Raw genomic sequence first — 15,283 nt, 5'->3', positions numbered from 1 at the left:
GGGGTATTGCCGTCTCCGGTTCGTCAGGCCGGATGTCCGCACTCGCGGACGCCGGGCGGCAGCGGCGGGACCGCTGGGCGGGACCGCTTGGCGGGACCGGTGCTCCCGCACTAGCATTCACGGGAGCCCGGCGGGCCCGGGTGGATGGCAACGGTGCAGGGCTGCGGCCGATGGCGACACCGGCGGGCGGATCGGGCGAGGGCGGCGGCGAACGGCTGCGGGACGTTCTGGTGACCCCGGCCTGCCGGGATTTCCTCGATGCCTGGATGCGCTGGCGCGGCGACGCGGTGGCGCCGCGGCGCGGCCAGATCGAGCTCGGCGATGTCGCCCGCCACCTGCACTGGCTGAGCGTGCTCGAGATCCGGTCGGCCGAGGACATGGTGTTCCGGCTGGTCGGCTCGTCGATCAACGCGAGTCGCGGGCGCGAGCTGACCGGCACCAGCCTGAAGAACCTGTCGCGGCCGGAGGACTGGCCGCGCCGCTCGCGGATCAACGTGGCGCTGGCCGAGCGGCCGTGCGGACTCTGCTTCCGGGTGCTGTTCGGCTACACGATCGGTCCGCCGGTCTATTCGGAATACGTCTGCCTGCCGGTGTTCGCCGACACCGACGATGCGCCGCGCCAGTTGTTCACGATCCGTCAGCCGGTCGAGAACGTGGCGCTGAAGCTGCCGCAGCTCGACCCGGTCTACAACCAGGTCGGCGAGGCGAACCGGTTCGTCGACATCGGGGCCGGCGTGCCGGACATCGGGATGCTGCCGGTGCCGCTGCCCCCGATGACGCTGTGACCGCCGGTCGTCACACGATCATCCAGCCGGACTGCCCCTGATCCGCGGCCGCCACGTCGGTTCCCGCCGGGCGAAGGTCGATCGCGTACCAGGCGACCCCCTCGTACACGTAGCCTTCGGCGGTCGTGCCTTCGTCGTAGTCGGCGGTGTAGAGATGGTCGGTGCTGCGCTCGGAGTAGAACCGGTGGATCGCCACGGTCCCCGGCTGCTGTGCGGCGAGGCCGGTGAAGCTTCCGCCTTCGTAGGCGAAGTCGCTGCCGGGCTGCGACAGGGCCGCGATCTCCGCCGGGTCGGTGGTCAGAACGTAGTCGGAGGCGCTCGCCGAGAAGAACCGGTGCACACCGATCAGGCCGGGTGCGGACCCCTCGTTGGAGAACGGCACCCCCTCCTCGACGTAGCCGGTCCGCAGCGCAGCCTCGGCCTCGCTCGAGCTGGCCGTGTACAGATGCGTGCCGTTGCCCGGGTCGTAGAGCCGGAACACCACCGGCAGGTCGTCGTCGGCATCGTAGTCGGCCACGTTCTGGGCGGCGTAGCTCGTCGTACCGAGATCGTCCAGGCTGACGTCGATTGAGAACCGCTGGGCTGCTGCCGGGGCGGTGTAGATGACCCCGTCGGTCGGCGTGCGTCCCGGCCCGCCTGGGTTGTAGACGTCGGTGTACCCGGCCTCGGAGCTGCCGGGCATCACGACGGTCGTCAGCCTTGCGATCGCGGCAGCATCGCCCGTCAGGATGATGTCGAGGTAATTGTCGTGGTCCTCCTGGTACTGGATCGGGTTGATCGCCGTCTCGTCGTCGACGGCCTCACCAAGTTCCGCCAGACCGATGACCCGCAGCTTCCCGACCCCGAGGTCGTAGTCGACACCGTCCTGCGTGATGGTGACGGTGGAGCCGTCGGCATGCGTCGCCTCGAGCTTGAACATCCGCTCGAACTCGGTCGGCAGGAACCCGCTGACCCCGTCGGGCGAGAACCCGCCGGACGTGTAAAGCCGCAGTCGGTAGGTGGCCTCGTCGCCGTAATACGAGGCACCGTCGTTCGGCATGTTGTTCGACAGGACGGATGGCGAGAAGTCGCCGGCCGAGGTGAACTCGGTGAGCCGGGCGCCGACCAGTTGCGGCCCGGAGACGTAGTGATGGCCGCTCTGGGCGGTCAGGCCGACGATCGAGACGGGCCCGTCCCGGCCGACCGCCATGAGCGGCGTGTCGTCCTCGACGATGGTGACCGAGACCGGGTAGCGGGCGCCCTCTGTGCCGGGGGTCAGCCGGTTGCCGAAATCGCCGAAGAAAACGATGACGTGGCGTTCGTTGTAGTCGTAGTTGGGGTTGAGGGCCGCCACCTCGGGGGTGATCACCTCGCCGGTGTTGAGGGTGATGGCGATGTCCGTCGGATCGACCGTGCTCGGCAGCACCGGCCAGCTGAACACCACCGGCATGGCGTCCTGAAACTCGGGCAGACCGCCGAATCCCCCGACCGCGATGCCGAGCGGCGATCCCGCCGAGGAGAGGTTGCGCAGCGGCGCGGTCGGGTCCGCCGCGGCGTAGTCCAGGTTGACTCCCGCCCCGGCCTGTACCGCGAGGTGCAGGTCGTCAACCGTCAACAGCCCGGGAATGCCGGAGATGCCCTCGAAGGCATAGTCCGCGGTCAGGATCTGGGGTGTCTCGGTCCAAAGGTCGGCATTCAGAATGACGTCGCGGTGCAACTGCACGTAGGCCGGCAGCGATGTCGCGTCGGCCGTCGACGTGTCGGACATGAATGCTCTCCCCTCCGGTCCGGAACGGACCTCACCGGGTGCGGACGGTAGTGGCATCTCCGCTGCCCGATCAATTCCGTTCTGCGAGCTATTGGTTTTCTGTCGCGGAGGATCGTCTGTCGCGTCGCGGTGTCGTAGGTTCCGCCATTCTGTGGAGGGCGACGACGATGATCGACAGGACGAATTCCGAACGCCTGACCGCGTTGAGCGCGGCGCTTGGCACCACGGCCTGGACCCGCACCTTCAAGTCGGTACCGCCGAGCCTCGACCATACGCGGATCGAGTTCGCCGACGTCGCGCCGATCCACCGGGCGTTCGCGCCGATGGTCCGCGATCAGGCGTTCGACATCTGCGAGATGGCGCTGTTCACCTTCCTGCAGGCGCGGGCCTACGGCAAGCCGCTGGTGCTGCTGCCGGTGGCGGTCGCGGCCCGGTTCCAGGAACAGTCGCTGTGGTGCCGGGCGGACGACGCGGGCATCGCCGGGCCGGCCGATCTGAGCGGCCGGCGGGTCGGGGTCCGCGCCTACAGCCAGACGACGGGCGGCTGGCTGCGTGGCGTGCTGGCTGAGGATTTCGGGGTGGCGGCCGACAGCATCCGCTGGACGACCTTCGAGGGGGCGCACGTGGCGGAGTATGCGGATCCGCCCTGGGTCGAGCGGGCGGCGGCTGGCGCCGACATGCTGGCGATGCTGCGCGGCGGCGCGCTCGACGCCGTCATCGTCGGCAACGAGCCGCCGAACGACCCGGCGCTGCGCCAGGTGTTCCCGGACCCGGCCGCCGCCGGCGAGCGGTTCCGGGCCCGGCACGGCTTCGTGCCGGTCAACCACCTGGTGGCGGCCCGGCGGGAGCTGGCGGAGACCCGGCCGGAACTGGTCTCCGGCTTCGCCGCCGCGCTCGGCCGCGCCCTGACCGAGGCCGGCGCGCCGCTGCCGCTCGGCCGTGCCGCGCTCGACCCGGCCGTGACCCTGGCGGCGCGCTGGGCCTTTGAGCAGGGCCTGCTGCCGCGCGCCCTGACCCTCGACGAGATCTGGGCGGGCACGCCCGGCTGACTCCGCAGCGGCCGGTGGGTTCCGGCTCCGTCGCGCCGCCGGCCCTCCGGTCCGGCATGACGACGGAGGAGGGGATCGCGTCGCCTCTCTTCCCTACCGGTATCTCAGTGGTATCTCGGTGACAGTGGTATCTCGGTGACAGTGCGCTTATCTAAGCGCGTATCTCGGTGACAGTGCACTTATCTAAGCGCGTTCGCCGGTCAGTCGCGCCCCTCCAATAAAGTGCACTGTCACCGAAACCAATAAAGTGCACTGTCACCGAAACTTACTGTCACCGAAACTTCTGATACGGTTGCCAGACCGAAGCGCACCGCCGACTCTGTCCTTCCGAGAGGGAGGAGCCGAATGAGCCTGACGGTCAGCCGCCACATCCCCGTGCGCCCGGACTGGGTCGCGAGCCGGGTCGAGGAGCCGCTCGAGCCGGCCCTGCCGATCGTCGACCCGCACCACCACCTCTGGCACCGGCCCGACTCGCGCTACGTCGCCGAGGACCTGCTGGCCGACATCGCCGGCTCCGGCCACCGGATCGTCGCCACCGTCTACGAGGAATGCCACGCCTGGTACCGCGACGGCGGCGACCCGGTCGAGGGACCGCTGGGCGAGGTGGAGTACGCCGCCGCGGTCGGCGACCGGGCCAAGGCGGAGGGCCGGCCGACGGCGCTCTGCCGGGGCGTGGTCGGTACCATGGACCTGACGGCCGGCGACCGGGTGCGGCCGGCGCTGGAGCGGGCGATCGACCTCGGGCACGGCCGGCTGAAGGGGCTGCGCTGCAGCAGCGTCCATCATCCGGACCCGACGGCCCACGGCTCGATGCTGAACGTCCCGCCGGGCCTTCTGGCGGGCGCGGCCTTCCGCGCCGGCTTCGCGCATCTGGCGCCGCTCGGCCTGTCGTTCGACGCCTGGATGTACCACACCCAGCTCGCCGACTGCGCCGACCTGGCCGATGCGTTTCCGGACACCGCGATCGTGCTGAACCATGTCGGCGGGGCGATCGGGATCGGCCCCTATGCCGGACGGCGCGACGAGGTGTTCGCGGCCTGGCGTACGGCCCTCGGCGAGGTGGCGCGGCGGTCCAACGTGGCGGTCAAGCTCGGCGGGCTCGGCATGCGGCTGTTCGGCTTCGACCTGCACGAGGGCGAGCGGGCACCGGACTCCGAGACCGTGGCCGCCGCCTGGAAACCCTATGTCGAGACCGCGATCGAGCTGTTCGGCCCGGAGCGCGCGATGTTCGAAAGCAACTTCCCGGTCGACAAGGGCAGCTGCGGCTACGGGGTGCTGTGGAACGCCTTCAAGCGGCTGGCGGCGGGGTATTCGGCCGACGACCGGCGGGCGCTGTTCCTGGGAACCGCCGACCGGATCTACCGGCTGGGGCTGGACGGCGGGGCGTGAACCTCGGTCGCTCTAGCGGGACGCCCGCTGCTTCAGCGCCTTCTCGATCTCGGCCGACGGGGTCTCGCGCAGCAGGGCGCCGCTGCTCGGGTTGTAGACGCGGTCGCCGCAGTGCACTCCGCCGGCGAAGTAGCTCTCGCGGATCGGCAGCTTGGTCGTCTTGTTCAGGCGCTGCATCACGCCGTTGAAGACCCGGAGCGTGGTGGCCTTGTCGCAGGTGACGCCACGGGTCTTCTCGGACGGCTCGCACACGCAGGCGCGGTTGTCGCCGGTTCCGCACCGGTACAGCTCGACACTGGAATCCAGGCGCTCGCCGTTCGTCGCCTTCGCGAAGCAGCCGTCGGGCGATAGCGCCAGCGGATAGCCGTCGGCGGCCATCGCGGTGCCGTCGACGCCGAGCCATTCGAGCTTCACGCCCTCCTCGCCGACATGCACCGAGGGTTCGAAGCGGTGCATGTACAGGCTGCCGCTCTCGCGATACCGCCAGGTCTCGACGAAGTTCTGCCCAGGGCCGAGATGCAGGTAGCGGCGCTCCTCCTGAAGGCCGCCGCCGGCATAGTAAGATTTGCGGACCTTGCCGGCGTCGGGGTTCTCGGCGTCCCGGTCGCTGTCACCGTATTCGGTCAGGCCCTCGACCGAGCCGTCGCGCCGGACCGTCACCGATCGAACGCGCTTGCCGTGGTCGTAGTAGGTTGCGCTCAGGTCGCCGGCCTTGCTCTTCAGCCAGCCGGTGAACGGCGTGCGCTTCTCCTCGTCGATCTGGCAGCGCCCGTCCGGCAGGATCTTCTTGCAGGTGATGTGGTAGGCGCCGAACAGGTTGGCCACGACGTCGCCGGTCTGCTGCATGCGGAACACCGTGGCGCCCGAGATGTCGATGCGCGGCGCCCGCTCGCGCTGCGACCCGACCTCGTCGCTGGCGGTACGACCCGGTTTCGGCGCGGCCTGCACGGTGATCCGCACCTGCTCCTCGACGGTGACGCCGCCCTTGTCGCGGGCGACGACGGCGAGGTCGTAGAGGCCCGGCTGCTCGAAGGTCAGCGGGAACCGGGCGCGCTGCTCCTGGACGGTCTGCTCGGATACCGTCTGGCCCCCGGATCTGAGGGTCAGGGCGAAGGGCGGGCTGCCGGCGGTGATCGCGACCTCGACGGTGGCGCTGCCGCCCGGCTTCACGGTGCCGGGCACGGCGGTCAGGGCCAGGGCCATCGGCGTCCGGTCGTCGATGCCGATGCGGGTCGGCACCTCGATCCGGGTCGCCTTGTCGAACACGTCGAGCTGCAGCCACTGCAGCTTCCTGCCGGAGCCGACGTTCAGGCGCTCGAAGAACCGGTCGCGCCCGACCTCGCGGGTGACGTCGATGCCGGTGTCGGTGGTCCACCGGACCGTATAGGCGCCGTCGCCGCCGGTGATCGATGCGACCGCCAGCAGGCGGCCCTGCTCGTCGGCGCTGTCGGCCAGCTCGACGTCGACCCTGAAGGGGACGATCACCCGCAGCCGCTCGGATCCGGCGATGCCCCGCTGGCCGGTGGCGGTGACGTCGAGCATGTAGACCTTGCTGCGGTCGAACGTCAGCGGGATCTCGAACCGGTTCGCGTCCACCGTCTGCCGGCCGGCCGGGGCGTCGTCGATCGACCAGGACAGTGCGTAGGGCCCGACGTCGGCGCCGGCGGGGGCCTCGATCCGGCCCCTGATCGTGATCGGCGTCCCGACCGGTTGCGGGTCCAACGCCTCGAACGCGATGGTCAGGCCGGCTTCGATCCGGGCCTGATGCTTGGTGATGATGTGCGACCAGTCGTCGACCGCCAGGGTCTGAGACCGGAACGGGCCGACGGCGACCGTGTACTCGACGCGGGCGTCGGGGCTGCCGACCAGGACGATCTCGTACTGGCCGTCGGCGGCCGAGACGGTCTGCGACGCCACCAGGACCTCCGGGGGGGCGGCGATCTCCAGGGTCGGGCTGGCGTCGCCGAGATCGACGCCATCCGGCAGCTCGAACCGGCCGAGCACCGCCTTCGGGCGCACCGTCTTCAGGGCCTCGAGGGTCTCGTCGTCGCGCCGGGCCGAGCCGCCGTCGCCGAGGCGGGAGACCAGGTGGTCATGGATCAGCAGGTCGGGGTCGGTGGACAGGCGTCCCCTCAGCTCGGCGTCGAAACCCGGCCGGCCGGTCCGGCGCTCCAGGATCGCGGCAGCCTGCGCCCGGGCCATCCCCAGCGAGACCATGATCCCCTTGATGCGATCCCAGATCCGCAAGGTCTCGCGGAACGTCTCGGCGGCCTGGCCCCGGGCCGCGGCGAAGCCGCCCGGCAGTCCATAGAACCTGAACGCCGCCGGTACGTCGACGACGGTGGCGTCGCGGTACAGCTTCACGCGCCGCAGGAACGCCAGGATGTCGTCGATCGCCGGGGCGCCGCCGACGCCGGCCGGCGCCCTGTCCCACCCGGTGCCGTTCCAGAAATACAGGACGGCGTCGTTCTCGAAGTCGACATACAGCTCCTTGATGGTGCCGGACGGGCAGGCGGTGCCGCCGAAGCCGAAGGCGGCGTTCTTCGGGTTGGCCTTGTTGGTGACGCCGTGGGCCCAGGCGCCGACGCAGCCCATGTCCCACTTCGAGAACACCACCCGCAGGCGCAGCGTCGCGGCCAGCAGCTCGTTCGCCATCTCGGCATAGGCCTGAACGAAATCGCCCAGGATCGGCAGGCTGCCGGCCGCGGTGCCGAGCAGCGAGAACAGCGCCCTTTCGCGGTCGCCCAGCTCGGTGCCGGTCAGGCCCTTGTGGATGGTGCCGGCGACCTCGAGGGCGGTGCCGACCGGCTTCTTGAGGTAGTCGTGGATGCCGCGCAGGCGGTCCTCGGTCGCCTCGAAACGGTCGAGCCACTGGCCCTTCAGCCCGTATTCCTTGACCTTCTTGACGTAGGATTCCCGCTCGGTGATCGCCTCCAGCCCGCGGGTTTTCTCGGTCAGCTCGGCGAGCTGGCCGGCGCCGCGGTCGTAGACCGCCTTCAGGTCCCGGTAGACCGCCAGGCTCTCCCCGTTGACGAAGTCCCTGACCAGCGCCCGGTAAGGCGAATCGTCCCCGGCCGCCTCGACCGCGGCCCAGAACGCCCTCCTGGTGTCCCCGGTGTCCTTGTAGACCGCCTTGAACGTGGCGCGCGCCTTCTCGTTGCCGGAAATCGCCGCCGACAGCGCCAGGTACCTGGCGTCCGACTTCCATTGCGCGGTGATCGCGTTGGCCCTGGTCTCGATCATCCCGAGGCCGCCGGCGATCTCGTCGTAGACTTGGTCCTCCAGCCGGCTCCGCAACTGGTCGCGGTCGAGCCTGAGTGCCGGCTCGGCGGTGGCGAAGGCGGACACCAGCGCCGGCAGCAGGCCGAGCGCGACGGCCAGGATCGATATCGCGCGCCTCATGGTGCCGCCCCTCCCGGCGTCAGGAACCGGGCTTGCAAAGACCGTCGCCGCCCTTGGCGTGACGCTTGACGTCGATGCCGCCGTCGCCGGTGAGCGCGACCGTCGCGCTGCCGCCGGCCGGATCGCAGGACACCCGGTTGCCGTCGCCGTCGCGGGCGTCGCCCTTGGCGGCCAGACCGCACCGGCTCAGATTCGGCACGCCGTTGCGGGTCCCGTAGCTGAGGCTGCCGCAGGTGAGCCGTGCCCTCGCCGTCTGCACATCTACGGGCTGGGCCAGGGTCTCGCACTGCCGCAGCGTGCCGTCCGGGAACAGCAGCAGCTCGCCGCCGGCGCACACGCCGCCGCCGCCGCCCGGCAGCGTCACCTGGACGGCCGAGGGTTCGGCCAGGGTGCAGCGCATCACGGTGCCGTCGGCCGTCATCTGCAGCCGGTCCCGGCAGCTCGCCGGGGTTCCGCCGGCGTCGGGCACCGGGATCCGCGCAGGGGCTGCCAGGGTGCAGTCGGTCACCGTGCCGTCGCCGCGCATCCTGTAGCCGCTCTCGCACAGCACCCTGGCGGGCCGGCCCGGGCGCAGGACGAGCTCGTCGACGATGTCCTTCTCCTCGCATCGCGCGCTGATGACGGTCGGTCGGCCGGGCGGGCCGTCCTTGGCATAGCGGTTCGGCGCCCAGATGTTGCACGCCGGCTCCGGCAAACCGCCCTGGGCCAGCCGGGCCTTGAAGGCGGCATTGTCGGTGGTGCAGCCGTCGGGCATCGACTTGAGGCTGCCGTCGGGCAGGAACGAGAACGCGCTGCCCTGCGGACAGTCATAGGCCTCGCCGTCGTAGGCCCAGGTGAAGGCGACGGCGGCCGCCCGGGAACAGCCGCGCGGCGCGAGGTCGGCGTGCAACGAGGCGCTGCCGCATCGCAGCTCGCCGAGCGGGCTGGCCATGGCGACCGCGCCGCCGCTGTTGGCATTGCACTCGATCAGGCTCACCTGCCAGGTGCCGCTGGCCTTGTCCTGCTGGCGATACAGGATGGTGTAGCCGCAGGCATAGCTGCGCCCGTTGCCGGCGAACACCACCGGGTCGTCCCGACCCTCGCACCGATCGAGGCCGTGCTCGTCGAACTGCACGATCCCGCCGGGGCAGCTGACGGTCGCGCCGTCCATGTCCTCCGGCACCAGGGTGGTCGGCGCCGCGAGTTCGCAGGTACGCAGCCGCCCGCCGGGCAACAGCCCGGCGAACTTCCCGGCAGCGCAGGCGATCCGGTGCTGGCCGTCCCGGCCCGCCGCGAAGATCTGCTCTGACTTGAGCTTCTTGCATGACAGCCCGTCCTGGCTCAGGTCGCGGGCCTCGCAGTCGAGGATGCCGGACACGACGGGAGACGGTTCCGGGACGGCGGCTGCCGCGGGCTCCGGTGCCGGAACCGGGGCCGCGGTCGGGGCGGGAGTTGGCACGCGCGCCGGCGCCGAGGAACTCCTGGCCGGTGCGTCGCGCCGGCGGGCGTTGAACGGCCGAGTCGGCGGGGTGTCGCAGCTTCCCCAGCGGCCGTCGAGCACATTGCCGTCGGCCGACAGCACGGCCTCGAGTTTGCCCCAGCGGGTGGCGCCGAGCCGGCTGCCCTGGCAGGCCGCGCCGGCGGTACCGTCCGGTATTGCCCACAGGCCGGTCAGCTGGCCGTCGCTGAAGCTGCCCTCGAACCGGCCGTCCGGATTGCCCAGGGTGCCCTCGACGAGGTCCATCACCTGATCGAGGTTCAGGGTCGTGGCCGGACCCTCGGCCGTCCACGCGCCGGCGACGGTGGCGGTAACGGCGGCCGGCGGGACCGGTGCCGCCGCCAGGGGAGCGGCAGGCAGTGGTGCGGCCGGCAGGGGAGCGGCAGGCGGCGGAGCGGCAGGCGGCGGTGCGGCCGGCGGCGGTGCGGCAGGCAGCGGGGTGGGTGCCACGACCGACACCGGCACCGAGGCGACGATGGCGTAGCCGCCGGCCGGCCAGTCGGTGTAGAGCCGGACCTCGTAGTCGCCGGGCGGCAGCGGCTTGAAGCGGTGGGTGCCGCTGGTCGGGCGGCCGGCGAGCATCACCAGGTCGAAATACTGCTGCGGCGTCTGGCCCTTGCCGGCGATTGCCAGCCAGTCCTGTCCCTTGGCGGGCAGGTTCTCGAACCGGACTTCGACCCCCTCGTCCGGCACGAAGCCGGGGCTGGTGGCGACGATCAGCGGCGCCGGCGGCGCGGGTGCCGCGACGGGCCGCGGTGGCGCCGGTATCGGCGCCGCCGGCGGCGGTGCGGCAGGGGAGGGTGCGGCAGGGGAGGGTGCCGCCGCAATCGCCGGTGCCGGGCGGGCATAGTGGTCGTAGGCGTCGTAGCTGCCGCCCGTGGCCAGTCCGCCGACCTGGTCGGCCGAGCGGGCGCTCAGGTCGCAGCGGTTCTGGCCCTTGTAGTAGTCGAAGGACCGACACGCGAACGCGGTCTCGGCGACGCACGCCTTGGCGCAATCCTCGGGCGATACGCCGGTCAGGTGGCGGTCGTTGTGGCCGGAGATCGCCGCATTCCCGGTGCGGCGGAAGTTCGCCAGCGCCGGCGGGGCGGGCTCGGCAATCCGTTTCGGCCTGGCCGCGGCCATCGCGTCGACGGCGGCGGTCAGCTTTTCCTGCAGCTCGGCGTCGGGAATGCCGTCGACGGTCAGGCCGCGGTCGCGCTGGAACTGGCTGATCGCCGACCGGGTCCGCCGCCCCATCAGCCCGTCGGGAGTGCCGGCGTCGTAGCCGAGCGTTCCGAGCATGGTCTGGATCGCCAGCACCATGTCTTTCGGCGCTGACGGTTGCGCCGGCGGGGTGGTTGCCGGCGCCGTGGTGGCCGGCGGGGGGGCCTTGACCGTTCCGAGTTCGGCGACCTTCGCCTCGGCCTCCTCGATCCCGCCTTTGGCGGCCAGCCGGTAGTAGTGCAGCGCCTGGTCCGTGCTGGCCGGGCCGCCCTCGCCCCGCTCGAACATCCGGGCGAGCAGGAACTGGGCGATCGGGACGCCGCCATCGGCCGCCTTGCGGTGCCACTGCCGGGCGGCGGCAGGGTCGACGGCGAAGCCGACGCCCTTCTGGTGGGCCAGGCCGATGCGGAACTGCGCCATCGGGTAGCCGGCGTCGGCCGCCATCTTGAACTGCTTGATCGCTTCGGCGGCCGCGCCGACGGCGGCGTTGCTGCGGCCCAGCAGATAGCGGAGCCGCGGCTCGTCGGAATGGATGCCGGCGGCGATGCCACAGGACAGGACCGCGCCCAGGCCGACCTTCGTGATCGGAACCCCGGGCGCCTTGCGGTGCGGATCGTCCGGATCCGAGGCGTACGTGTCGCAGTCGGTGACACCGGTCTCGGCGACGGCCGGGACGGCGATGCCGGTCGACAAGAGAGCGGCAATACAAACGGCGACGCTACCCCGTGCCAGCAGTCGGGTAAGAGACAGGCCCATGATCGCTCCCCTCCATCGAGGCTGATCGGAGCTTCCCGGCTCTCGCTGGGTCCTGTCCTTGATCTATGCCAATTGGCGGGCGGGTCTCGTCGAAGTCTCGCAAGTACTGCCGCAAGCCGGGTCCGGCACCGGGCCAAGCTCGACCGATGCGGCGCGGCGGCGGGGAGAGGCCTACCGACGATAGCCCTTGCCGCGCACCTTCACGGCTTCGAGCGACGACAGGTCCCCCGCCGGGATCGAATGGCCGCCCGGGAACGGCGCGCCGGGGCGGGCGCCGATGGCGGTCCGGACCCGGTCGTCCTGGTAGTAGGCGTCGTAGACCCGGAACACCAGGCTCCGGAAGGCCGGCCTGTCGCTTTCCGAAAAGCCCCGGACCAGTTCGACCCGCTCGCCCAGGGCGAGGTCGGCAAACGGATCGTCGAACCGGTCGAGGATGCCGGCCAACTCGGCCAGGTACCCGGGCGCTTGGGTACTCAGATAAGCCAGGAGGTCGATACCCCCGGCGCTCGGCATGGAGCCGTCCTCGCTGGCCGGCACGATGGTGTCCTGCAGGGCCGACAGCCGCCGGAGCTGTGCGTCGGTGAAGGCCGGGGTCGTCGCGTTTTCCATCGGTCCGCCCTCAGTCGTCGAACAGGTTGGCGAGGTTCGCCTTGATCTTGTCGCCGATGTACAGCGCCAGCGCCTGGATGGTGCTGGTCGGGTTCACGCCGCCGGCGGTGACGAAGATGCTGCCGTCGACGATGAACAGGTTCTTCACGTCGTGGCTGCGGCCCCAACCGTTCACCACCGAGCGTTCCGGGTCAGCGCCCATCCGCGCGGTGCCCAGCAGGTGCCAGCCGCCGACCCGCAGCAGAGGGGTCTCGATGATCTCCACCGCGCCGGCCGCCCGCATCACCTCCTTGCCGCGCTCCAGGCCGTGGGCCAGCATCTTCCTGCTGTTCTCGCTGAGCCGGTAGGTGACCTTCGGCGCCGGGATGCCGCTGGAGTCCTTCAGCTCGGGGTCGAGCGTCACCTGGTTGCACTCCTCGGGCAGGTCCTCGCAGACCGCCAGGCACTGCACCGTGTGGTCGAAGTACCGGTCGAACTGCTCGTGGTGGCCGGGGCCCCAGGGGATGGTGCCGCCCGCCAGTCCCTTCATGGCGGTCGCCAGCGGTCCGGCGGCGCCACGGGTCACCTGCATGTTGTAGCCGCGCACGAAGCCGCGCTCGAGGTCGGTCTCGTAGAACTCCTTGCTCAGGATGCAGCAGCCTTGCGGCCCCTTGTGGGTGTCCAGCCGCTCCTCGAACACGCCGGTCGCGACCGCGACCGGGTGGAACATCAGATTCTTGCCGACCAGCCCGCTGCGGTTCGCCAGCCCGTCGGGAAACTGCTTCGATTTGGAGTTCAGCAGGATGCGCGGGGTGCCGACGCCGTTGCAGGCCATGATCACGACCTCGGCCTTCTGGAAGCACTCCCGGCCGTCGGCGTCGTAGTAGACGACGCCGTCCGCCATGCCGTCGTCGTTCACCGTGACCTCGCGCACCCGGCAGCGCGTGCGCAGTTCGACGCCGGCCCGCAACGCCTCCGGCCAGTAGGTGATGTCGACGCTGCCCTTGGCACCCTGCGAGCAGCCGGTCATGCAGGGATTGAGGTTCAGGCACTTGTCCCGGCCCTCGTAGGGCTGCGACAGGATCGCCGAGTCCGACGGCCACCAGTGCCAGCCGAGCCGGTCGAAGCCGCGTGCCACGGTCTCGCCGACCAGGCCGATCGGGATCGGCGGCAGCGGCAGCTGCTTGGGCGGGTACATCGGGTCGCCGGGCAGGCCGGAGACCCCCATGATCCGGTCGTTCTGGACGAAGTAGGGCTCCAGGTCGTCGTAGGTGACCGGCCAGTCGTCGGCGACGCCGTCCAGGGTCTTTACGCGGAAGTCCGACGGGTGCAGGCGGGGGAAATGCGCGGCGTAGGCGATGGTGCTGCCGCCGACGGCGTTGAAGTTCAGCACGTCGATCGGCGAATCGGTGCCGTTGACCGGGTAGTCGACGTCGAGCGCTCGGACGTTCGGGTCGACGTGGTGGGCGCCGAACTGCTGGGCCTCCCAGTTGTTGCGGGTCGTCGGGTAGTGCGACGACGACATCCAGTCGCCCTGCTCCAGGCACAGGATGCGCATCCGGGTCTCGGTCAGGCTCCAGGCGATCGCCGCGCCCGAGGCGCCGGCGCCGATGATCAGAACGTCGACCGGATCGTTGCTGGGCGATGCCCCCTTGTCGGCCACCTCGGTGTCTCCCCCGATACCTGCTTTTGGCGCATTGTCGGGCGGCGCGCAGCGCGAGCCAAGCCCGATTTGCCGCGTCGATGTGCCCCGGTCGGGAAGCCCGCTATCGAGGCGTTGACACCGGGCCGGTTCGGGAATATTTGCATTCCGAATTCTGAATTCTGATTGTGCGACCGGGTTCCGGTGTGCGGGTCCCGCACGCGGGGCCTGTTCGTGCTGGCGCGGCGGGGAACGGACCTTGAACTCGATCGTCAACGTGGTGCTGCCGGTCTTCGGGCTGATCCTGACCGGCTACCTGGCGGGCTGGCGCAACCTGCTGGGCCGGGCCAGCAGCGAGGCGCTCAACGGCTTCGTGTTCTACTTCGCGCTGCCGGTCCTGCTGTTCCTGGCGATGGCCCGGATCGACACCGCGACGGTGCTGAACGGCCCGTACATCGCCGCCTACCTGTTGGGCCAGGTCGCCACCATGACGATCGGCATCGCGGTCGCCCGCACCCTGTTCCGGGTCTCGTTCGCCGAGGCGGCGACTCACGGCACGGTCGGGATCTACGGCAATGTCGGTTACATGGGCATTCCGCTGGTGCTGACGGCGTTCGGCGAGTCCTGGCTGCCGCCGGTGGTGATCGCGACGATCATCAACGCCGCCCTGAACATCGCGATCCTGACCGCGGTGATCGAGAGCGGGCGGCAGGACGGCTCCGGTGCGAAGGCGCTGCGCAAGGTCGCGGTCTCGGTCGCCAGCAGCCCGATCCTGGTGGCGCCGGTGCTCGGCTTCCTGTGGGCCCTGGCCGGGCTGTCGCTGCCGGCGCCGCTGGTCACCTACGGCACGATCCTCGGCGCGGCCGCCGGCCCGTGCGCGCTGTTCTCGATCGGGCTGTCGCTGGTCGGCCTGCCGCTCAGCGAGGGGCGCGCCGAGGTGGCGTCGATGACGTTCCTGAAGCTGCTGGTCCACCCGGTCGCGGCCTGGGCGTTCGCGGCCTGGCTGCTCGCCGACCAGCCGCAACTGTTCGTGATCTGCATCCTGATGGCGGCGCTGCCGACCGGCGCCAACCTGTTCGTGCTGGTGCAGCGCTACAAGATCTACGTGGCCCGCACCTCGACCGGCATCCTGGCGACCACCACCCTCAGCCTGCTGACGCTGTCGGGGCTGTTCTACCTGTTCGCGTCGTCCGGCCTGCATCTTTGACCGGGGCGGACGTCAGCCCGGCTCGAGACGAACAA

At 70.7% G+C, this 15,283-nt stretch carries 9 protein-coding genes; 4 read left to right on the top strand and 5 right to left on the bottom strand.

Features of this window, described 5'->3' with window-relative positions:
• The first annotated feature begins 170 nt into the window (after window positions 1-170).
• Window positions 171-785, top strand: a complete 615-nt coding sequence (locus tag IE246_RS04590; protein ID WP_189987760.1) for a PAS domain-containing protein — start codon at window positions 171-173, stop codon at window positions 783-785.
• Between the two features lie 10 nt (window positions 786-795).
• Here IE246_RS04590 and IE246_RS04585 read toward each other — a convergent pair whose 3' ends face one another.
• Window positions 796-2,532, bottom strand: coding sequence for a hypothetical protein (locus tag IE246_RS04585; RefSeq protein WP_189987759.1), 1,737 nt, complete (start codon window positions 2,530-2,532; stop codon window positions 796-798).
• A gap of 167 nt (window positions 2,533-2,699) precedes the next feature.
• Here IE246_RS04585 and IE246_RS04580 point away from each other — a divergent pair, with 167 nt between their 5' ends.
• Window positions 2,700-3,581, top strand: a complete 882-nt coding sequence (locus IE246_RS04580) for a substrate-binding domain-containing protein (RefSeq protein WP_189987758.1) — start codon at window positions 2,700-2,702, stop codon at window positions 3,579-3,581.
• Between the two features lie 345 nt (window positions 3,582-3,926).
• The gene (locus IE246_RS04575) at window positions 3,927-4,970 is read left to right on the top strand and encodes an amidohydrolase family protein (RefSeq protein WP_189987757.1); all 1,044 of its coding nucleotides are present in this window, start codon (window positions 3,927-3,929) and stop codon (window positions 4,968-4,970) included.
• A 12-nt stretch (window positions 4,971-4,982) separates the two neighbouring features.
• On the opposite strand, the gene IE246_RS04570 is transcribed toward IE246_RS04575, so the two are convergent.
• From IE246_RS04570 to IE246_RS04555, 4 genes are all read right to left on the bottom strand, one after another.
• Window positions 4,983-8,372 carry a hypothetical protein gene (locus IE246_RS04570; protein ID WP_189987756.1) on the bottom strand — a complete coding sequence of 1,130 codons (3,390 nt, stop codon included), beginning with the start codon at window positions 8,370-8,372 and terminating at the stop codon, window positions 4,983-4,985.
• A gap of 19 nt (window positions 8,373-8,391) precedes the next feature.
• Entirely contained in the window at window positions 8,392-11,811 is a 3,420-nt protein-coding gene (locus tag IE246_RS04565) for a peptidoglycan-binding protein (RefSeq protein ID WP_189987755.1), read from the bottom strand.
• A 171-nt stretch (window positions 11,812-11,982) separates the two neighbouring features.
• Entirely contained in the window at window positions 11,983-12,420 is a 438-nt protein-coding gene (locus IE246_RS04560; protein ID WP_189987754.1) for a gluconate 2-dehydrogenase subunit 3 family protein, read from the bottom strand.
• A 10-nt stretch (window positions 12,421-12,430) separates the two neighbouring features.
• The gene (locus IE246_RS04555) at window positions 12,431-14,062 is read right to left on the bottom strand and encodes a GMC family oxidoreductase (RefSeq protein ID WP_189987753.1); all 1,632 of its coding nucleotides are present in this window, start codon (window positions 14,060-14,062) and stop codon (window positions 12,431-12,433) included.
• A gap of 238 nt (window positions 14,063-14,300) precedes the next feature.
• Here IE246_RS04555 and IE246_RS04550 point away from each other — a divergent pair, with 238 nt between their 5' ends.
• Window positions 14,301-15,248, top strand: coding sequence for an AEC family transporter (locus tag IE246_RS04550; protein WP_189987752.1), 948 nt, complete (start codon window positions 14,301-14,303; stop codon window positions 15,246-15,248).
• Window positions 15,249-15,283: the final 35 nt, after the last annotated feature.

This window comes from Thalassobaculum fulvum (assembly GCF_014652915.1).
In the GTDB taxonomy this organism is placed as follows: domain Bacteria; phylum Pseudomonadota; class Alphaproteobacteria; order Thalassobaculales; family Thalassobaculaceae; genus Thalassobaculum_A; species Thalassobaculum_A fulvum.
Note: the sequence above shows the minus strand (reverse complement) of the source record. Positions and strands in the feature narration are given on the sequence as shown.

Excerpts from the sequence above, each read along its gene's own strand:
- IE246_RS04585 (WP_189987759.1), bottom strand. The coding sequence starts at position 2,532 with ATGTCCGACACGTCGACGGCCGACGCGACATCGCTGCCGGCCTACGTG.
- IE246_RS04565 (WP_189987755.1), bottom strand. The coding sequence starts at position 11,811 with ATGGGCCTGTCTCTTACCCGACTGCTGGCACGGGGTAGCGTCGCCGTT.
- IE246_RS04560 (WP_189987754.1), bottom strand. The coding sequence starts at position 12,420 with ATGGAAAACGCGACGACCCCGGCCTTCACCGACGCACAGCTCCGGCGG.
- IE246_RS04580 (WP_189987758.1), top strand. The coding sequence starts at position 2,700 with ATGATCGACAGGACGAATTCCGAACGCCTGACCGCGTTGAGCGCGGCG.
- IE246_RS04570 (WP_189987756.1), bottom strand. The coding sequence starts at position 8,372 with ATGAGGCGCGCGATATCGATCCTGGCCGTCGCGCTCGGCCTGCTGCCG.
- IE246_RS04590 (WP_189987760.1), top strand. The coding sequence starts at position 171 with ATGGCGACACCGGCGGGCGGATCGGGCGAGGGCGGCGGCGAACGGCTG.
- IE246_RS04575 (WP_189987757.1), top strand. The coding sequence starts at position 3,927 with ATGAGCCTGACGGTCAGCCGCCACATCCCCGTGCGCCCGGACTGGGTC.